Genomic DNA, 21128 nt, shown 5'->3' with positions numbered 1-21128 from the left:
AAGAGTCGAATAAGGAAAGTCTTTTTCGCTGTAAAGAGTTTTTTCTATTCAAAGTCGTATGTTAAGTCCCATTGTTCACGTAAATTATCCATAATTTCCATTACACCATGCGTCAGGGGCATATTTACATTAGGCGTTTTATGCAAAACATTTTGAGTCATTAAGTCTATCTCATAATTTAGGGCTTCAGCTGAATCCCCAGCATCGATTTCTTCTGAAGTACCATCCGGATAAGTGATTGTAGCTTTACTTGCCCGAGGGTAGTCTTGAACCGTGATATAGCCGTTTTCAAAAGCGACTATACCTACTTTAGGCATCTTAGCACGAAAAGTTAAACTCACAACGGCGATTTCATTGTCTTTATTCTTTAAGATGATCGCAGATTGTTCATCTACACCTGTTTCATATGGATTCATGGTAGTCAGAACTTCTGTTGGTTGACTGGATAAAAAGAAACGAGTGAACGCTAAAGCATAAACGCCAATATCCAGTAAAGCACCACCGGCAATATCTTTGTTGAAGAAACGATTTGTTGGATCAGCTTCTTTTAAACTCCCGAAAGAGGCTTGAATCATTTTTAATTTGCCCAGTTTTCCAGTAGCGATGATGTCTTTTAATTTGTGGAAAAGAGGCATGTGGTAGATGGTCATGGCTTCAGTTAAAACCAACTCTTTTTCTTTTGCTAAAGCAAGTGCCTCGTCTAATTCTTTATTGCTCATGGTGATAGCTTTTTCGCACAAGACATGTTTTCCGGCTTTTAGACTTTTTAAAATATACTGAGCGTGGTGGCTGTGCGGCGTAGCGATATAAATTACATCAATATCTGGATCAAACAGCATCTCCTCGTAATTGCCGTAAGCTTTTGGAATAGAATGTTTTTCAGCAAACGCATTAGCTTTATCTAAATTTCGAGAAGCAGCAGCTAATAATGTTGCATTTTCTACATTAAAAGCAGCAGCAAAACTGGATGCTATATCTCCTAATCCGATGATTCCCCAATTAATTGTTGTCATATTTTTTAGAAACTCCCTTCAATGATAAAATCGTTCCGCTTCCATTATTGCTTATTCGACAAAAGAAGTACAGTCTAAATATGCTGCGAAAAAATCCTTTAGGGCGTCGCACGTCTATCTTGAAACTGTTTAGTGAAAAATAAAGCTAGAATCAAGATGAGTTCAAATGCGTTAGTCAAAGCCGCACTGGGTACTGAAAGAGGAAAGGCATTCCCAAGGAACATGATTCCTATTCCTATGAAGAACCATATCCATCCTTGTTTACGCCAGACAAAGATAGAAGAGATAATCAAAACAATAGAAACAATCAGCACCATTACTGGAACGCCGCTTGCAGCCTCAGCATTACTGTAACTTAAACCACCGTATTGCCAATTAGATATGAGCGCTAGTCCTCGCACTTCAACTATTAATTCGTACAGCATCAAACACAATGTAATCAAATAAAACGCCATGCCAATGGATTTTTTAAACGCCCACTGTACGCCGGACCTTTTTAATGTACTCAAAGAAAAGAGGACAAGCAGTGGCGTGAAAAAGGCGTGCATGTAGAATCGAGGGTAACTTAGATTCTCCAGTAAGTTTCCTTCACCAATAAAACTTCCCAAAGCCAGTATCAAATTGTCATAGACTAACCCTACGATAACCAGAATCAGTAAATTTGATAAGCTTTTCCATCCGTATTGGACCGCTAATTTGATTGTCCAAATCAGCAGTACCGAATAAGCAGCAAAGTAACCAAAAAATAAAATAGTATCGATCATAGACATCATTCCCCTTTTTGAATTGTCTTACTAATTTAACCATATAGAGTTGCCGTTTTCAGGTCAACTAGTTGACTTATCAGTAAGTAAAACTTTAGAAAGTAACGTAATAGGTGTATTATGTAAATATAAATGAAACAGCAAACATTATTCATCAGGAGGAATGATTTTTATGCATGAAGCACTAGTAGAAATCGTTTTAGGAGCAGTGAAAGAACAATATGTAACTGAAAAAGCTTTTTATTCTTCTCAATTAGGAATCTCTCCTCAAAGTTGGGATCGCTGGAAAAAAGGGAACCAAGGATTAAAAGCAGAAAATATGAGTAAAATCGCTCAATTATTTACAGATTATGAATGGATGCTGGTCCAAAAAGTTTGTCGCAATGCCATCCTTATTTCTGAAGTAGCTGAAAGCCCTGTCGCTGAATACATGACTATGAAATATCATGTGGCAAAAAAGTGGATAAAAAGCGGGTTAGCAACAATTGAAATCCGTGACAATCAAGGTGAGACAAAAGAACCTGTCCATCGCAAAATAAATCAGACGATCGTTCGAATTGAAATCGGTTACGATTTCTGGAGTTACAAAGATCGTATTGAACTGCATTTGCCTGGAATCGTTCAACAGCAAATAAAGACAGAAAAACAAGATCTTTTGGAGTGGTTTAATCAAAATGTCGCTCCTCCAGTTATCAATCAAACAGAGTAATGGATGGTTTTCAATTAAAAAAATAGGGCCCAAGTAGGTTGAAAAGAAGAAATTTTACTATAAAATAGAGTGAGTACAAACAATGATCATAAAATGAACGGAGTCCTATAAGCAATGAAATTGAAAATATTGATGACAACAGTTGCAGCATTATTGTTGGCGGGTTGTCAATCTGAATTCACTACTTCACAGAATGAATCATCCAGCTCGGCGAATAGTGAAGTGAGCAGCACAATAGAAGAATCACAAGCAAGATCGGAATCAACTTTGTCGCCTGAAGAAGAGAAAGAAAAAGCGATGATGGCAGAATTACCAGATGTTTCCACAAAAGACTGGAATCTTATTTTAGTGAACAATTGGAATCCGATCGATGAAACGCTGGAAATTCCATTGGAGGAAGCGGCGGATCAAAAAGAAATCGATGCGCGCATCATGGAGCCTTATGAGAATTGGATGAACGCGGCTTCTGAAGCTGGATACAATATCTTTTTGGCCTCTTCTTACCGTTCTGTAGACCGACAAAGAGCAAACTACAACAATAGTATCCAACAGTATATCAATGAAGGCTATTCAGAAGAAGAAGCTACTAAAATGACAGAAGATTACATTGCTGTTCCAGGAGGTAGTGAACATCACACTGGATTAGCTTTAGATATGATAGACAGCGAATGGTTAAATGCTGGAAAAGGATTAGTTCCAGAATATGATACACAGGAATCTCAACATTGGTTAGCGGATACCGCTGCAGATTATGGCTTTATCTTGCGTTTTCCAAAAGACAAAGAAGAAGCTACGGGAATAGAGTATGAGTCTTGGCATTTCCGTTATGTGGGGGTAGAAAATGCTCAATTTATCCAAAAATATGATTTAGCTTTAGAAGAGTATATTGAGCTGCTTGAAAAAGCTGGGAAAACAGAAGTGAGGTAATTATTTGAGGGTACAAGTAATCAGGAAGGAGAAACTGCGTTGGTGCAACAAAAAAAGAAACAAACTGCATACCGAAAAAAGAAGAGTAGACAAAGACGTTTTTTCCCTAGTCGCATTTTAATTGCGCTGTTTCTATTATTTTTTGTTTTCTTCGGCGCGTTAGCTGTTTTAGGCAAGTCCGTCATTGAGCCGCTGAATTCGAGCCGAGAAAAAGAAGAATTTATTGTTCAAATATCCGGTCATGCTAAAACGCTGCAAAAAGAATATAAACTGCTGCCTAGTATCAGTATAGGACAAGCTATTCTAGAATCGGACTGGGGCACCAGTGAATTAGCAACCGAAAGTAAAAATCTTTATGGGATAAAAGGCAGTGATCCAGATAATACAGAAATGATGCAGACGAAAGAATTTGTTGATGGTGAATGGATCGAAATAAAAGCGCCGTTTAGAAAATATGAAAGCTGGCAGCAATCGATGGATGATCATGCCTTATTGTTCGTAAATGGAACAGATTGGAATGCGGAACAATATACGACCGTCCTGGCAGCTGATAATTATAAAGAAGCAGCACAAGCCTTGCAGGATAATGGATACGCAACCGATCCGACGTATGCCCAAAAACTTATCGATCTGATCGAACAATACCAACTCCATCAATACGATGATTGACAGGAAGCTAAAAGGTCTCGACAGCAATGATGCAAAAAGGGAGAATGATTAACGGCGCTTTACGCCAATGGTCATGTATCTTTTTTTGCCAAATGACTTGGCCTTTCAGTTAAACTGGTCTAGGTTGCGGAAGTCATTATACTGTCTTGTTTGAAGATCTAAAAGAACCAACTTAATTTAAAGATGTGAAGAAATGAGGAAATAGACTAAAGGAGATTAGAGATCTATGTCAGCAAACAAACCAAAAAAGAAGTTGAAATTAAGTTTGGCATTATGGGGAATTATTGTAGTCGTTATAGCAGCTGTGATCGGCGGGATCAGTTGGATGGCATGGTCTTACTTCAATGGCAAAGGCTCAGACACAGCAGCTGCAGAAGAGAAATCACAAGAATTTATCGGGTACTTAGAAGCACAGGATTTTGCTGCTTTAGCCAATAGTACAACGGAATCTACTTTAGTAGATGCGGGCTATACCCGAGAACAACTGACTGAATTATACCAATCGACATTTAATGAAATGCAGATCAGTAACGTTGAGGCAACAAATGTTGTCTTTGATGAAAATGAGACGGATGACACTTATGATTTTTCTTATCAATTAAATTTGACGTCTCCAATAGGAGCTATAGAAGAACTGGTCTACTCAGCTTCTTTGACAAAGAATGAAGAAGGAGATTTTACAGTCGATTGGAATCCAAACTTGATTGTACCAGGTATGGAACCAGGAGATACGGTCGATGCGCAATTTTCAAAAGGCGAACGTGGGAATATTTTGGACAAGGATGGAGATCCTTTAGCTATAGCGGGCACATGGTTACAAGCTGGATTGCATCCATCGCTTTTAGGTGAAGGGGAAGCAAGGACAGAAAATCTAACTCAAATCAGTGAAACTTTTGAAGTTCCATTGGAGCACTTGGAAGAACTTTTAGGACAAAGTTGGGTCACTGGGGATTCATTTGTGCCGTTTAAAGTAATGGCTACGGAAGATTCTGTTCAGGCTACAGGCGTTGTCTATCAAGAATTATCTATGCGCACGTATCCTTTGAATGAAGCAGCAGCTCATTTGATTGGTTATGTAGGAGAAGTATCGGCTGAAGATGTGGAAAATAATCCTGCTTTAGCAGCTGGGGATATGATTGGAAAATCAGGACTAGAAGCCGCATTTGATGCACAGTTGAGAGGTAAGATAGGCGGAAAAATCGTTTTGAACGATGTCCAAGGAGAAACAAAGACTGCTTTAAAAGAAGCTGAAATTACCAATGGAGAAGATGTTCAATTAACGATCGATGCTGATGTTCAACAAAAAGCCTATGAGGAACTTGAAGGAGTCAATGGATCTGTAGTAGTGATGAATCCTGAAGACGGAAGTTTATTGGCTCTTGCCAGTACACCATCTTATGACGCTGGTTTAATGACTCGCGGAATCACAAATGAAGCTTATCAAGCTTATCTGGATGATGAAAATTCTCCTTTCTTAGCGCGATACGCAGCTCGATTTGCTCCCGGTTCAACATTTAAGATGATCACAGCAGGGATAGGGCTAGATTCGGGGATCACAACTCCAGAAGAAGTCCATGAGATAGAAGGAGATACTTGGCAAGCCAATGCATCTTGGGGAAATTACTCTGTTCACCGTGTGACTGTAGTACCTGAAGTTACTTTGAAAGATGCGCTAGTTTACTCAGACAATATTTTCTTTGCTCAAGAAGCTTTGGAGATGGGACAAGAAACTGTTGAAAACGGAATGGCGAAATTCATTTTTGGCGAAAGTTTAAATCTGCCATTTTCAATGGAACCTGCTCAATTGTCTAATTCAGGTACACTAGATACAGAACTTTTATTGGCGGATACAGCCTATGGACAAGGAGAATTGTTGATGAGTCCGGTTCAGCAAGTGGTATCGTACAGCCCATTTGTCAACGGTGGAAATTTGATTTATCCAAAGCTAACCAGTGACCAGGAAACAAACGAAACGAAGCAAGTTGTAACGGCTGAATCTGCTGAATTGATTCGTTCTTATTTATTGGAAGTAGTGGATAATCAAAATGGGACAGCACATCAGTTAGCTGATCTTCCATATACTGTTGGTGCCAAAACAGGAACGGCTGAATTCCAGGGTCTGGAAGAGAACGAGGACAATGGATTTATTATGGCTTTTGATGCAGATGAAAACTCTTATGTCATGATTGGTTTAGTTGAAGGAAGAACGAGTGGAGAAGTGATTACCATTTTGAAACCTCTGTTGCAGGAAATGCCTACACTACTGCAATAAATTATAATCGGACGAATGTTTGATTAAAAAATGATGAGAATCAAATGTTGAAATAATTTATAAAAAATGGTACATTAATGATGTTTTAAGTGATATAAAAATTTGTATCTATATATTTAAAGGAGAAGATGTTAAATGACCCCAGACTCGGGAAGTGATTCGTCACTGAGTGTCCAGATAATTTTAATTGTAGTATTAACCGCAATCAATGCGTTGTTCGCAGCAGCAGAAATGGCCTTTGTTTCTTTAGACAAAGGGAAAATAAACGAAAAAGCTATCGATGGAGATAAGAAAGCGAAGAATGTGCTGAAATTGTTAGCCAATTCAGACAACTTTTTATCTACCATACAAGTAGCCATTACGTTAGCAGGTTTCTTAAACAGTGCCTCTGCGGCTACCTCTTTAGCTATTCGTTTTACACCGTTATTAGGAAATATTCCTGGTGCTCAAACCATTGCCGTTGTGATTGTGACAATTATTATTTCGTATATCACGCTTGTATTTGGAGAACTGTTCCCAAAGACCGTTGCGTTACAGCGTTCAGAAAGTGTTGCTCTTGGTACTGCTGGTATTATATTAGGGGTACAAAAGTTTATGATGCCTTTTGTAAAACTTTTATCTTTATCAACAAACCTGCTGAAGAAAATTACACCAATCGAATTTTCTGAAGAAGAAGAGAAGATGACGCGTGACGAATTCCGTTCTTATTTGGATCAAAGTCAAAAAGACGAAGCGATTGATATAGCTGAATTTTCAATGTTGAAAGGTGTGTTATCTCTAGATACCAAAATGGCTAAAGAAGTCATGGTTCCTAGAACAGACACTTTTATGATTGATTATGATGATGGGAACGAGGAAAACATCCCTAAACTTTTAGATATACCTTATTCACGTATTCCTGTTTATTTTGAAGATAAAGACAATATTATCGGGATCATTCATGTCAAAAACTTGTTAAGAGAAAGCCGAAACCGTAATATTGATGAAATTGATTTAAAAGATGTATTAAATGAACCTTTATTTGTTCCAGAAACCATCTATATCGATGATTTGATTTATGAACTAAGAAGAACACGAAATCAAATGGCTATATTGAACGATGAATATGGTGGAGTAGTTGGTATCGTTACATTAGAAGATGTTGTAGAAGAAATTGTGGGAGATATTGACGATGAGTATGACGAGGTCTATGCCTTGATCGAAAAAATCAATGATAACCGCTACTTAGTAGATGGATCTACTCAATTGTCAAAATTCAATGAGTTTTTTGACACCAATATCGAGTCTTCTGATGTGGATACTATTGCCGGTTTCTTTATTATTGAATATGGAAACATACCACGAGATGGAGATGACGCATTTGTAGAGTATGGGAACTTCTTACTTAAAGCAAATGAAATAGAATCTTCACGTATCAGTAATATAATCGTTGAAATTATAGATGAAAAAAAAGAAATTGATGAGCCTTCGCAAGACGAAGAAGAATAAACGCATAAAGGGTTAAACCAGCCACTGGTTTAACCTTTTATTCTATTACTATTTGTATACAAATTTAGACTTTGAAGCGATTTTGGTATCTGGTATCCAATTCTTGCTTCACGGACTTGTCTTAAACGTGTTGCGCAAGATAGACTCTCTATGATTTCAATTGGAAAAAGAGAACTCTACGAGAGTCTAAACGCCTTGCTCCACGCTCTAAAAAGGATTCTGCACTATTTGACGTTGGTAAGTAAAAAATCATTTCTTTTAACGTTAGAAGATGAAGAGCTCTAAAAAATTGTAGGGGGAAAATAGAAAAATGAAATTACTTGAGGAAAAAATAGTTCAAGATGGTCGTGTATTAAGTGAAGGGGTTTTGAAAGTAGATAGTTTTATCAACCATCAAATCGATCCTCAACTAATGAAAGCCATTGGCGAAGAGTTTGGCAATTACTTTAAACACAAAGGCATCACAAAAATCATTACAATTGAAGCTTCTGGAATTGCTCCAGCTGTTTTTGCGGGTATCTCTTTAAATGTCCCAGTAATCGTAGCGAAAAAGAATGTAGGAATCACAATGACTGATGAATTGGCGATAGCTGACGTCTATTCATTTACAAAGCAAACAAATTACAGCATTTCGATTTCAAAAACATTTTTAAGTGAGCAAGATACTGTTTTGATCATCGATGATTTTTTAGCCAATGGACAAGCTGCATTGGGTTTAATGGAAATTTGTCAACAATTGGACGTATCAGTTGCAGGTATCGGAATCGTTATTGAAAAATCCTTTCAAACCGGCCGTGCGTTACTGGAAGAAAAAGGAATGGAAATTTATTCCTTAGCCAGAATCCAATCGCTGACAAATGGTGAAGTTAGGTTTGCTGATTAATCGTGTGACAGAATACTTTGCGTTTGATTTATGAAGCGATATAGCCTAATGTTATCATTATAGGAAACTGTATGAGTTAACTTGCAGTAGGAGATTTTCAGAAGAGGAGAGTACACTATTAAATGGAAATAGATTTAGGATTATTACTGGTGATTTTTGTGATCAATGTCAGTTATGTAACGTTGATGACAATTCGAATGATGCTGACGATGAAAGGTTATCGATTAGCTGCACCTTTGCTGTCTATGCTGGAAGTGACTATCTACATCGTTGGTTTAGGACTCGTATTGGATCGTTTAGACAATTTCGTGAACATATTTGTATATGCTTTAGGATATGGTGTCGGTATTCTTGCAGGAATGAAAATCGAAGAATACTTAGCATTGGGTTACATCATGGTAACAGCTATTATTCCTTCGATTGAGAACGATATACCTAGTAAGTTGCGCGAACTCGGATATGGAGTAACAACCAGTTTTGCATTGGGCAAAGAAGGCGACCGGATGGTGTTAGAAATTCTTACACTTCGGAAGACGGAACGGAAATTGTATCAGCAAATTGAAGAATTGGCTCCTAAAGCATTTGTTATTTCTTATGAACCGAAATACATCAGCGGTGGATTTTGGACAAAACGCGTGAAGAAAAGAAGAAAAGAAATCAAAATGGAACAAAAAGAGTAAGATTAAGAAGGTAGGGATGAATCGTGGCAAATGTGATAACTCCTGATAAAACAATAGGAATCATTGGTGGAGGAGTTTTAGGGAGAATGCTGGCGTTAGCTGCAAAAAAAATGGGCTATCGAGTAGGCATTCTTGATCCGATGCCTGAATGTTCAGCAGCACAAGCAGCTGATTGGCAATTGGTCGGAGATATCAATGATCCTAATCTTCTAACCGAGATGGCGTTTAAGTGTGACGTGGTAACGATGGAGGCTGAGCATGTATTTCCTGAATCAGCACGAAGAGTTTCTAGAACAGTAGCTTTTCCTCAAGGAACAGAGTTATTGGATATTGCTCAAGATAGAATATTGGAAAAAGCTTATTTAGAAGCAGCCAATTTTAATATTGCACCGTATGCGACGATTGTATCAGCTGAAGATATAGAATCAGCGAGCAGAGAACTAGGATTTCCTTGTGCGTTAAAGACCCTGCATCGAGATAAAAGCAAGAAACAAAAAGTGATTTTGTATAGCGAAGAAGATTTTGAGCGCAGTAAATCATTGCTTGTTCATGGAACGTGCATTTTAGAAGCGTTAATTCCATTTGAAAGACAATTGTCGGTGTCTGTGGTCAGAAACGCTAAAGGAGAAATGCGTATTTTTCCCGTTTCTGAGAACTTGTACCGTAACGACTTACTGTATGAAACTATTTTTCCTTCACATATCACTGAAGAAGTAGATGAAGAAGTGAAACGGATTGGACAGTTGATCGCTGAAAGAAGCAATTTAGTCGGTACACTTACTGTTGAACTGCTATTAACGTCAAGTGGGGCTCTCTATGTGGATGATATTACTCCAACTATTCATGACAGTGGCTTGAGTACATTAGATGCTTGCTCTACTTCTCTTTTTGACAGTCATATCCGTGCGATTTGTGGATGGCCTTTGCCAGAGATAAAGTTGCTTTCTCGAGCAATCACTGTAAAAACATTGAATGAGAATCAAACAGAGGTAGAAAATCAGCTTCAACTTAAACCCAATTGGCACTTTTATTATTATGGTGTCAAAGAATCTACTGAGCATCAAGCTATTGGACACATCACTGTTTTAACGGAGGATATTGAGTCTGCGCTTAATTTGCTAAGGGATACGGGAATTCTGCTTTAAAAGGATTAATGGATAGACCAATGCAGGTAATCTGCACTGGTCTTTTTGTAAAAAAGTTAGATAATTCATGACAGATGATGTCCATACTGCTAAACTAATACTGTCAGAAAAAATGGATTGAAAATTCATTTGATAGATGAATGAGGCAAAACTCAGAATTGAGGAGATTACAAAATGATTGAACGTTATACGAGACCTGAAATGGGAGCTATTTGGACTGATGAGAATCGTTACAAAGCTTGGCTGGAAGTTGAGATTTTGGCAGATGAAGCATGGGCGGAATTAGGAGAAATTCCAAAAGAGGATGCAGAACAAATACGAAAAAATGCCTCTTTTGATGTGGAACGTATTCTTGAGATTGAACTGGAGACACGTCATGATGTGGTGGCATTTACACGAGCTGTTTCTGAAACTTTAGGTGAAGAACGCAAATGGGTTCATTACGGATTGACAAGCACTGATGTGGTGGATACGGCGTATGGGTATTTACTCAAACAAGCAAATGATATTTTACGCCAAGATTTGCAAAACTTTTTAGTTATTGTTGGAGAAAAAGCCAAAGAACATAAGTACACTGTTATGATGGGAAGAACGCACGGTGTACATGCGGAGCCTACTACATTTGGTTTGAAACTAGGAACTTGGTATTCTGAAATGAAACGTCATATTGAGCGTTTTGAACATGCTGCTAAAGGTGTTGAAGCTGGAAAAATCAGTGGTGCAGTGGGAACATTTGCGAATACGCCGTTGGAAGTAGAAGAATATGTCTGCACACATCTAGGCATTCGCGCTCAAGAAATTTCTACGCAGGTCTTGCCTCGTGATTTGCACGCAGAATACGTCGCTTCTATTTCTTTGATCGCAACCAGTATTGAACGATTTGCAACGGAAATTCGCGGATTGCAAAAGTCAGAAACACGTGAAGTGGAAGAATTTTTTGCAAAAGGACAAAAAGGGTCCTCTGCAATGCCTCATAAACGAAACCCTATTGGCTCCGAAAATGTGACTGGATTAGCGCGTGTAATTAGAGGTCATATGATCACAGCTTATGAAAATGTCAGCTTATGGCATGAAAGAGATATTTCACATTCTTCAGCAGAGCGTATCATTATCCCAGATTCTACGATTCTATTGAATTATATGTTGAATCGTTTTGGAAATATTGTGAAAAAACTCACCGTTCTTCCGGAAAATATGTTGCGGAATATGGAGGCTACATTTGGCCTGATTTACAGCCAACGCGTATTGTTGAAGTTGATTGATAAAGGGATGAGCCGTGAAGCAGCCTATGATCTAGTGCAGCCGAAAACCGCTATTGCATGGGATGAACAAACTCAGTTCAGACCTTTGTTGGAGCAAGATGAGCGTATCACAGAAGTTTTGTCTAAAGAAGAACTGGATGATGCTTTTGACTATCATTACCATTTAAAAAATGTCGACAAGGTATTTGAACGTTTAGGACTGGGTGATTAAGCTCGTGAGGGGCATACTTTCATGATGAAATAAGAAACAATGAGAACAACAAGTGAATTCTTTTAAAAACAGGAGCCAATAATTGAGTTGGGCTTCTGTTTGTCTGCGCAAACATAAAAAAAAGAAGCTGGTGCGGCTGTGAAAAAAGCAAAATACAATGTAATGACTGCAATGTTCATTTTTGGCTCTATGGGGTTATTTGTTAAACGGATTCAACTGTCTTCTAGTGAGATCGCTCTTTCTAGAGGACTGCTTGGTTGCTTGTTTATAGGAATAGTATTGGTTGTAAAACGGGAGAAAATTTCTTGGCGGCTCGTTAAAAAAAATAGCCTGGCATTGCTTTTTTCGGGTGGTGCAATTGGAGTAAACTGGCTGTTATTGTTTGAGTCGTATCGTTACACAACTATTTCCAATGCAACATTGAGTTATTACTTTGCTCCTGTTTTTGTGGTGTTGGTTTCTGCAGTATTGTTGAAAGAAAAATTAACAGTGAAAAAGGTGAGCTGCATTGGAATAGCTATGTCGGGAATGTTTATGATCGTCAATAGTGGAGGTATATCCAGCGTGGGGAACTCTGATCCTCTTAAAGGAATTGCTTTTGGTTTAGCTGCAGCAGTGTTTTATGCCGGTATGATGATCAGCAATAAGTTTTTGAAAGGATTTTCAGGATTGCAGAGTACATTCTTTCAATTATTGATTGCTACCGGAATATTGATCCCTTACGTCTTTTTTACGGAAGGGTTTGATCTGTTGAGGATGCCTATTGCATCGTTGCCTTATTTAGTTATCTTAGGGATCGTTCATACCGGCATCACGTATGTCATGTTTTTTTCTTCTATTCCTTATTTAAAAGGGCAGACAACTGCTATGTTAAGTTACATCGATCCTGTATCGGCTATTCTGTTTTCAACTATTTTCTTAAATGAACACCTGAGTTTGGTCCAGTTTATTGGCGGAGTATTTGTATTAGGAGCTGCATTTATCAGTGAATGGCAAGGGATACCTAAATCAAAACCTACTATGGGATAGAGTGGATCAGCAAGAGACAAAAAGGGAACTGTTTGTGGGCACAAACAGTTCCTAAAGGGGTAAGTCCTATCCAAAAAAACTAGATAGAACAATTAGTAATAGTCAACACTAGTTAAAAGTTACCATAGGATTATAAAAAAGAGGTTAGGGAAAGGTTTTCTTTTTGTAAATTTTGTGAAGTTATGCTTTTAACTGATGAGCTGAGGATCCTAGTTAGTGATTTATGATGAAGTTGTTAACGTCAGTTAGGGAGATTTTCTATATTAGTGACTAATGGTTTAAACATAGCAGCAAAAAATTGTTGAAATGCGTTCAAAATTTCTCCATGTAGAGAATAGTAGTGATTACCTAGCAGAGTGTTCAACGGATTAAAAAGAGAAATGCGCCTACAGGGTTGTTTTGTAGTTAATTGCGCAAAGAATGGTTGTAGTTAATTGCGCAAAGAATGGTATTGAATATTGTAGTGAAAGTACTTATAATCAACTAAGATAGAAAATACACAAAATTGTTTTTGTATTTAGGATGGATAAAACAAAATGACAGGTGTAAGAAAATAAAGTAGGTGAAGAAGCGAAATGGTGAAGTCAAAGAACTTGGAAACACAAGCATATTTGTACATTAAGGAAAAAATCGAGACAAGGCAATGGCTGCCTAAAACCCACATTACAGAGCAAGATTTGTCTCAAGAATTGGGTATCAGCCGTACGCCTATAAGAAGAGCTTTTTTACGTCTCCAAGCAGAAGACGTATTAGAGATTATCCCTCATAAAGGCGCTTCTATTCAAGAACCGTCCATTGATGATAAAGGCTTTCAAGACAGACTTGGATTTATTGAGATGATCCTAAACAATTATTTGCATCAAATTCAAATCAGAGAGATTGTGTTCGATGTTTCAGAACTGGAAAATTGTGTGGAGTCATTAGCTCGTTTAACAGGAAAGCGACAAGAAACAGAATTCTATGTTGCCGAAATAAAATATTGGCAAGAATTTGTTCGTTACGCAAAGAATACATATAACGTGACTTTATTTATGGATACGCTGCGCTCTTTAACACATCAAAAAAACGCAGAAATTCAAGTTGTTTTGTCTGAATCAAGAGAATTGAAAGTAAAATATTTAACCCAACTGACAAAATATTTATCCGAATCTCGATATGCATATGCACGGAAAGAAATCCGTATTTTGTTGAATCAACTCTCTCTAGCAATCATTCAAGGGATTTAACAACAGTATTTAAAAAGAAAGAACTTTTCAGAAATGAAGAGTTCTTATTGATTTCTTATGCGAAAGTATAAAGAGTGATGTGCTTTTTTTATGATAAATTTGAAGTTTTTCGTATCGTACTCAAAGAAGAATCAAACTATGGTAAAATGGACATGGAAAATGTTAAAAGACAGCATAAAAAGCAACCGTTACAAGTTTCAGACAAGCGGATAATGTACTCAAGGAATCAGAGAGGATGTAAGAATTGGTATTACGAGAAAAATTAGTGAACGGTATGAATCCCCGACAAAAAGAAGCGGTGATCCACACAGATGGACCGCTTTTGATCATGGCAGGTGCAGGAAGTGGCAAGACGCGCGTCTTGACTCATCGTATTGCTTATTTGATCCAAGAAAAAAATGTGAATCCATGGAATATTTTAGCGATCACATTTACCAATAAAGCGGCTAAAGAAATGAAAGAACGGGTAAGCCGATTGATTCAAGACGGTGGAAATGATGTTTGGGTTTCGACATTTCACTCAATGTGTGTCAGAATCTTGCGTCGTGATATTGACCGTATTGGATATACTAGGGCGTTTACGATTAGTGACCCAGGTGAACAACAAACCTTAATGAAACGAATTTTAAAAGAGCGAGACATTGATCCGAAAAAATTCAATCCGAGAGCGATTCTGGCTGAGATCAGCAATGCAAAAAATGAATTGTTGACCGCAGAAAAGTACCGTGAAACAGCTGCTTCTTATTTTCAACGGATAGTAGCGGACTGCTATGATGATTACCAAAAAGAGCTCCGTCGGAATCAAGCAGTCGATTTTGATGATTTGATCATGTTGACAACACGTTTATTCAAAGAGAGCCCTGAAACACTGCAACATTATCAAGCGAAATTTCAATACATTCACGTGGATGAGTATCAAGATACCAACCAAGCGCAATACACATTGGTACAAATGTTGGCAGCTCGTTTTAAGAACCTTTGTGTTGTGGGGGATGCTGACCAAAGTATTTATGGTTGGCGTGGAGCAAATATGGAAAATATCTTGGACTTTGAAAATGATTATCCAGAAGCAAAAGTAGTCTTATTGGAACAAAACTACCGCTCTACGAAATACATTTTACAAGCAGCCAATGATGTTATTGGAAACAACGCGAAACGAAAAGAAAAGAAACTATGGACTGACAATCACGATGGAGAAAAAATATCTTATTATCGTGCTCAAAGTGAAGGCGATGAGTCTCGCTATGTCGTTTCGAAAATGCAAGAAGAAATGAAAGAAAATCAAATAAACTACGGCGACTTTGCTGTACTATACCGTACCAATGCTCAATCTCGTAAAATAGAGGAAAGTTTGCTGCAATCCAATATTCCTTACAAAATGGTTGGCGGCCATAAATTCTATGATCGAAAAGAAATCAAAGATGTATTGGCATACTTGCGTTTGATCGCAAATCCCTCTGATAATATGAGCTTCGAACGGATCGTCAATGTTCCAAAACGAGGAGTTGGTCCAGGAACAGTAGAGAAATTAAGAGCTTTTGCTGATCTATATGACTGGTCTTTATTGGAAGCTGCGCAAAATATCGCCTTAACCAATATTACTGGAAAAGCGGCTAAGTCACTTGAAGGCTTTGGCGTATTGCTGCAAGACTTAAGCAAGATGCAAGAGTACTTGCAAATAACTGAACTAGTAGAAGAATTGTTGAAACGCAGCGGGTACCAAGAAGCTTTAGAAAATGAAAAAAGCTTGGAGTCAGAGTCGCGTTTAGAAAATATCCAAGAGTTCTTGTCTGTAACGCAACAATTTGAAAAAGATAACGCTGGTGGAGAAACGGATCTGTTAACTTTCTTAACAGACTTGTCCTTGGTCTCTGATCTAGATAATTTGGAAGCAGAAAACGGTGAAGTCACCTTAATGACGCTTCATGCTGCCAAAGGATTGGAGTTTCCGGTTGTTTTTTTGATTGGGATGGAAGAAGGGATCTTCCCCTTGTCTCGTGCCATGATGGAAGAAGAACAATTAGAAGAAGAACGTCGGTTAGCTTATGTAGGAATCACTCGTGCGGAGAAAAAACTCTATTTGACAAATGCGTACTCGCGCGTCTTATATGGACGTACACAAGCCAATGCGGCTTCTCGTTTTATAAATGAAATCAATGCAGAAATCATGGAGTCGGAAGACAAACAAGCCAGCTCTATTCCATTTAGAAATTCCGGTCCTTTCAGTAGTGTACAGAAACGAGCAGCCAGCACTCCTTATCAAACGCCAGCTCAAGCTCCAGTCACAAATAAAATCAGCAGCGGCGCAGATAAAGTAGGGTGGAATGTTGGTGACAAAGCCGCTCATAAAAAATGGGGTATCGGAACAGTCGTGAAATTGACAGGAAACGAAGATAATTTACAGTTGGATATTGCTTTTTCTGCTCCAACAGGTATCAAACGGTTATTAGCTGCTTTCGCACCCATTGAAAAAATACAATAAGAGTATTGACTGACATAGAAAGAAGGTGCTCCATTTGACAGACAAACCTGAAAAAAATCATCCACTAGATGAAGTGTCTTTTGAAGAAGCAACAGAGAGAGTTGAAGTATTAAGAGAGACTTTGGATCGGTACAGCCACGAATATTACGTGTTGGATAAGCCGACTGTAACGGATGCTGAATACGATTTATTGTATCGTGAATTAGTAACTTTGGAAGAAACTTATCCTGAACTGATCAGCGGAGACTCTCCCACTCAACGTGTCGGGGGCACTATTCTGCCTGGATTTGAAAAAGTAACTCATGATATTCCTATGCTTAGTCTGGGAAATGCTTTTGGAGAAGGAGATCTGTTGGATTTCGACAAAAGAATCCGTAAATTGACGGACAAAAAGGTTGAGTATATTTGTGAATTGAAAATAGATGGACTAGCTCTTTCTTTGAAATATGAAGATGGGAAACTGATTCAAGCAGCAACTCGTGGCGACGGAGTGGTTGGAGAAAATGTGACGCAAAACGTTCGGACGATCAAATCTGTCCCGCTGAAGTTAAAATATCCGTATTCAATAGAAGTTCGAGGTGAATGTTATATGCCGAAAACTTCTTTCGTGGAATTGAATCAGAAGCGGGAAGAAAATGGGGAAGATATCTTTGCAAACCCAAGAAATGCTGCTGCAGGAGGTCTGCGGAATTTAGATCCCAAACAAACAGCTAAACGAAACTTGAATACATTTATGTATACTGTGGCAGATTTTGGAGAAATGGAAGCTGCCAGTCAATCGGATGCACTAGATCAATTGGATAAAATCGGCATCCGTACCAATCACGAACGTCGAGTGTTTGAAACCATTGAGGAAGTTTGGGAGTATACGCAAGAATTCCAAGAACAGCGCAGTAGTTTACCTTACGACATAGACGGAATCGTGATCAAAGTGAATGAATTTAAAGCGCAAGAGGATATCGGTTTTACGATCAAAGCTCCTCGTTGGGCTATCGCATATAAATTTCCGGCTGAAGAAGCGAATACGGTGGTCAATGAAATCGAATGGACAGTTGGCAGAACGGGTGTCGTTACGCCTACAGCCATTATGAATCCTGTCCAGTTAGCCGGTACCACTGTTCAACGTGCCAGCTTGCACAATGTCGATTTGATTCGAGAACGCGATATTCGCTTGAATGATACCGTCGTGATTCATAAAGCAGGTGATATCATTCCAGAAGTGACGCGTGTAGTAGAAGACTTGCGGCCAGCAGACAGTGTCCCTTATGAATTTCCAACGCATTGTCCGGCATGCGAAAGTGAGTTGGTCCATTTGGATGAAGAGGTAGCTCTACGCTGCATCAATCCAAAATGTCCAGCACAAATCATTGAAGGATTAACACACTTTGTGTCACGTAATGCGATGAACATTGACGGTCTAGGCAACAAGGTCATTATTCAACTGTATGAAAAAGGCTTAGTCAAAGATGTAGCTGATCTCTACAGCTTGACCTATGACCAATTAGTCACATTGGATAAAATCAAAGATAAATCCGCAAATAATTTGTTGACTGCGATCAGTGCTAGTCGCAGCAATTCTTTAGAAAGACTAGTGTTCGGGCTGGGAATTCGAAATGTCGGAGCTAACGCAGCAAAATTATTGGCGGAAGAATTTGAAACGATTGAAGGATTGCAACAAGCAGACAAAGAAGCGATTATTGCTATCGAAGGTATCGGAGATATCATTGCAGAAAGTGTCGTGACGTTTTTTGAATTGCCGGAAGTAACGGATCTGATTGAAGAACTTCGGTCAAAAGGGGTCAATCTTACGTATCTTGGAAAGAAAAAAGAAACTGTAGCAGAAAGTGATTCGTATTTTAACGGGAAAACCATTGTCTTGACCGGGAAATTGACGCACTTCACCCGTGAGGAAGCTAAGGAGCGGATCGAGAATTTAGGCGGTAAAGTAACCGGAAGTGTCTCCAAAAAAACGGATTTCTTAGTTGCTGGAGAAGACGCTGGAAGCAAATTAACGAAAGCACAAAGCTTGGATGTCCCTGTATGGAATGAAGATCAATTGTTGGAAACATTAGAAGGAGAGGAATAACAGTTTGAAAAGCAAACTACTCGTTTTACTTGCAGGAAGTGTATTATTGTTGACTGCCTGTGCAACTCCTGAAGAAGAAACAGGAGAAACAACGTCAGATGGGTCACAATCAGAGTTAGCAGCAGAAGATACGACCAGTACATCGCGTCAATTATCTGATGACTATTACCGTTCGTTGATAACGGATGGGCAATATCAGCCGGGTGTGAACAGAGGTGCTTCACTTGGAACAAATTCAAATTACAATTTAAAAGCTTTTGAAACAGGATTGTTGGAGATCTCGCAAGATTATTTTTCTACGAATGACCACTTGATTCAAGAAGGACAATACCTGGATGGCGAAACAGCCAACTCATGGCTTGGAAGATATACTCCAGTAGGCGAAGGATTTGACCAATACGGAAACGCTCGAACTGTTGAAGAAGGAAACGAAAATCTTGAAGGATTGAACCCGCAACATAATGGAAGCAAATTAGAAAATGAACGAACACCGATCTATTTAAAATCTATTTTGGAACAAAATTTTACGGTACAGACAGAAAACGGCTATTCTTTGTCCGGAATCAGTATCGGGCTGGCAATGAACACGGTTGATTATTACCAGAAGGAACAATACGGTGCCAGTTTTGAAACAGACATCAGTGAAGAAGAATTGATTCAACAAGGGAAAGAAATGGCCGATAAAATCGTGGAGCGTATGCGTCAAATGGAAGGATTAGAAGATATTCCGATCGTAGTAGGAATCTTCAAACAAACTCCGCAAGATAGTTTAGCAGGCGGTACGTATGTTGCAGAGGGGGTCAGCGAAAATGGAAGTAATTCAGTAGGCGGATGGAATAAATTGTCGATGAAAAAATTGGTCTTTCCATTAGAAGGTGGGGAAAGTACGGAGCTGAATAGTTTCCAAAACTTCAAATCTGAAGTGGAAAGTTTCTTTCCTAATTTAAGCGGAGTTACTGCTGAAGCTACTTATATCGACGATACATTGGTGAAAATGAAAGTAGATTTGGTGACGCAATTCTATGGAGAAACGGAAGTCATTGCTTTTACACAACATGTGTACGATCAGGCCGTTAAATTTTTGCCGCCAAACATTCCTATTGAAGTATCCATTTCTTCCATAAATGGAATGGAAGCATTCTTAGCTCGAGAAACTGGAGAAACAGAATTTTATACTCATATATTTGACTAACAAGACATAAAACCAGCCACTCTTACTGTTATTTAAGTAAGGGTGGCTGGTTTTATGTCTCTTTGTCAAATAGCGTTGGTAAAGAAATTGGCTCTGGCCTATGGGGTTGCTGATGGAAATCCATGGGAACACCATGGTGCTGACCCTTAAAAGTAGAGTTTTTTATTATGGAGTTGATTAACTGATTTAAGTTTGTTATTTAACCGATTCAAGCCGGCCAATTTTGCTCTTAATGTTTAAATGGTGTTTTTCATCAAGGAGGTTTTATCCTTGATGTTCAAAGCGTATTTTTCATCAAGGTAATTTTAGACTTGATGTTTAAAGCGCGTTTTGATGCCGAAAACCGCGACTCAAGGTTTGCGAGCGTTGCCGAAGCCGTTGGAGCGCTAGCGACGTACGGAAATGGTATGCGCAGCGCAGCGGAGAACAAACTCCGAGTAAAAGCTGAAGCTTTAACTCGGGATTAATTCCCATTGCATCCTTTTTCATGGCTATAAGCAACCCCATATTCCTCCTGAAATTTCTAGAAATGTGTTTCTAATAGGCTTAGAGTTAAAAAGAAGGGTATTATCTATTTACCAATGGCAACTATTGTAGAACCGATTTTATCTTATTCATCATGAAAAATAAGTTGAAAAAGGATCGAAAAAAGTTCTAGGAGATTAAACAACCGTTAAATTCTCGCCATTGAAATGAAGAATTCATAGAGTCTGTACGCGGTTTGTGATATTATAGGAAGGAAGTTTTAAATCTGTGAACTTTTAGAAAGTGAGTGAAATAATAAATGACAGTAACTGAAGAAGATATCAGACACGTTGCAAAATTAGCAAAATTAGAAATCCCAGATGATGAGATTGCAAAATTCACCGATCAAATGGATAAAATCATTGAAATGGTGGAACAATTAAGTGAATTAGATACTGAACATGTACCCACTATGACACACGGAATGAGAACTTACAGTGTCATGCGTGAAGACAAAGCAGCTCCTGGTACAGATCGCGAAAAATTATTTAAAAATGTAAAATCTGAAAAAGACGGTTTAATAAAAGTTCCAGCTATGATAGACAATGCGGAAGGAGGAGCATAA

At 38.5% G+C, this 21128-nt stretch carries 17 protein-coding genes; 15 read left to right on the top strand and 2 right to left on the bottom strand.

Annotation, left to right across the window (positions count from 1 at the left end; genetic code table 11):
* Positions 1 to 44: 44 nt before the first annotated feature.
* Both ACEN4L_RS05115 and ACEN4L_RS05110 read right to left on the bottom strand, forming a co-directional pair.
* Positions 45 to 1013: a Gfo/Idh/MocA family protein gene (locus tag ACEN4L_RS05115; protein ID WP_407096485.1), complete on the bottom strand. Its 969-nt coding sequence runs from the start codon at positions 1011 to 1013 to the stop codon at positions 45 to 47.
* Positions 1014 to 1111: 98 nt separating this feature from the next.
* Positions 1112 to 1777, bottom strand: a complete 666-nt coding sequence (locus ACEN4L_RS05110) for a hypothetical protein (RefSeq protein WP_407096484.1) — start codon at positions 1775 to 1777, stop codon at positions 1112 to 1114.
* 172 nt (positions 1778 to 1949) lie between these two features.
* On the opposite strand from ACEN4L_RS05110, the gene ACEN4L_RS05105 reads away from it, so the two are divergent.
* The 15 genes from ACEN4L_RS05105 to gatC all read left to right on the top strand — a co-directional run bounded on the left by ACEN4L_RS05105 (position 1950) and on the right by gatC (position 21128).
* Complete coding sequence (locus tag ACEN4L_RS05105) at positions 1950 to 2486, top strand: hypothetical protein (RefSeq protein ID WP_407096483.1); 537 nt, start codon at positions 1950 to 1952, stop codon at positions 2484 to 2486.
* A 114-nt stretch (positions 2487 to 2600) separates the two neighbouring features.
* Positions 2601 to 3413: a D-alanyl-D-alanine carboxypeptidase family protein gene (locus ACEN4L_RS05100; protein ID WP_407096482.1), complete on the top strand. Its 813-nt coding sequence runs from the start codon at positions 2601 to 2603 to the stop codon at positions 3411 to 3413.
* 39 nt (positions 3414 to 3452) lie between these two features.
* Positions 3453 to 4082, top strand: coding sequence for a glycoside hydrolase family 73 protein (locus ACEN4L_RS05095; RefSeq protein WP_407096481.1), 630 nt, complete (start codon positions 3453 to 3455; stop codon positions 4080 to 4082).
* Positions 4083 to 4308: 226 nt separating this feature from the next.
* Positions 4309 to 6354, top strand: coding sequence for a penicillin-binding transpeptidase domain-containing protein (locus ACEN4L_RS05090; RefSeq protein WP_407096480.1), 2046 nt, complete (start codon positions 4309 to 4311; stop codon positions 6352 to 6354).
* Positions 6355 to 6489: 135 nt separating this feature from the next.
* Positions 6490 to 7842, top strand: a complete 1353-nt coding sequence (locus ACEN4L_RS05085; RefSeq protein WP_407096479.1) for a hemolysin family protein — start codon at positions 6490 to 6492, stop codon at positions 7840 to 7842.
* A gap of 310 nt (positions 7843 to 8152) precedes the next feature.
* A complete protein-coding gene (locus ACEN4L_RS05080) occupies positions 8153 to 8725 on the top strand; it encodes a xanthine phosphoribosyltransferase (RefSeq protein WP_407096478.1) in 573 nt (190 codons plus the stop codon).
* A 122-nt stretch (positions 8726 to 8847) separates the two neighbouring features.
* On the top strand, positions 8848 to 9405 hold the full coding sequence (locus ACEN4L_RS05075; protein WP_407096477.1) for a DUF2179 domain-containing protein: 558 nt from the start codon (positions 8848 to 8850) through the stop codon (positions 9403 to 9405).
* 23 nt (positions 9406 to 9428) lie between these two features.
* Positions 9429 to 10550: a 5-(carboxyamino)imidazole ribonucleotide synthase gene (locus ACEN4L_RS05070; RefSeq protein ID WP_407096476.1), complete on the top strand. Its 1122-nt coding sequence runs from the start codon at positions 9429 to 9431 to the stop codon at positions 10548 to 10550.
* Positions 10551 to 10724: 174 nt separating this feature from the next.
* The gene (gene purB / locus ACEN4L_RS05065) at positions 10725 to 12023 is read left to right on the top strand and encodes an adenylosuccinate lyase (RefSeq protein ID WP_407096475.1); all 1299 of its coding nucleotides are present in this window, start codon (positions 10725 to 10727) and stop codon (positions 12021 to 12023) included.
* Between the two features lie 138 nt (positions 12024 to 12161).
* The gene (locus ACEN4L_RS05060) at positions 12162 to 13052 is read left to right on the top strand and encodes a DMT family transporter (RefSeq protein ID WP_407096474.1); all 891 of its coding nucleotides are present in this window, start codon (positions 12162 to 12164) and stop codon (positions 13050 to 13052) included.
* A gap of 575 nt (positions 13053 to 13627) precedes the next feature.
* Positions 13628 to 14278 (top strand): GntR family transcriptional regulator, encoded by a 651-nt coding sequence (locus tag ACEN4L_RS05055; RefSeq protein WP_407096473.1) that lies wholly within the window; start codon positions 13628 to 13630, stop codon positions 14276 to 14278.
* A 244-nt stretch (positions 14279 to 14522) separates the two neighbouring features.
* Complete coding sequence (gene pcrA, locus ACEN4L_RS05050) at positions 14523 to 16760, top strand: DNA helicase PcrA (RefSeq protein ID WP_407096472.1); 2238 nt, start codon at positions 14523 to 14525, stop codon at positions 16758 to 16760.
* A 34-nt stretch (positions 16761 to 16794) separates the two neighbouring features.
* A complete protein-coding gene (ligA, locus tag ACEN4L_RS05045; RefSeq protein ID WP_407096471.1) occupies positions 16795 to 18846 on the top strand; it encodes an NAD-dependent DNA ligase LigA in 2052 nt (683 codons plus the stop codon).
* A gap of 4 nt (positions 18847 to 18850) precedes the next feature.
* Positions 18851 to 20038, top strand: coding sequence for a CamS family sex pheromone protein (locus ACEN4L_RS05040; protein ID WP_407096470.1), 1188 nt, complete (start codon positions 18851 to 18853; stop codon positions 20036 to 20038).
* Between the two features lie 784 nt (positions 20039 to 20822).
* The gene (gene gatC / locus ACEN4L_RS05035; protein WP_407096469.1) at positions 20823 to 21128 is read left to right on the top strand and encodes an Asp-tRNA(Asn)/Glu-tRNA(Gln) amidotransferase subunit GatC; all 306 of its coding nucleotides are present in this window, start codon (positions 20823 to 20825) and stop codon (positions 21126 to 21128) included.

The organism is Desemzia sp. FAM 23988 (assembly GCF_045528365.1).
Lineage (GTDB): Bacteria > Bacillota > Bacilli > Lactobacillales > Carnobacteriaceae > Desemzia.
Note: the sequence above shows the minus strand (reverse complement) of the source record. Positions and strands in the feature narration are given on the sequence as shown.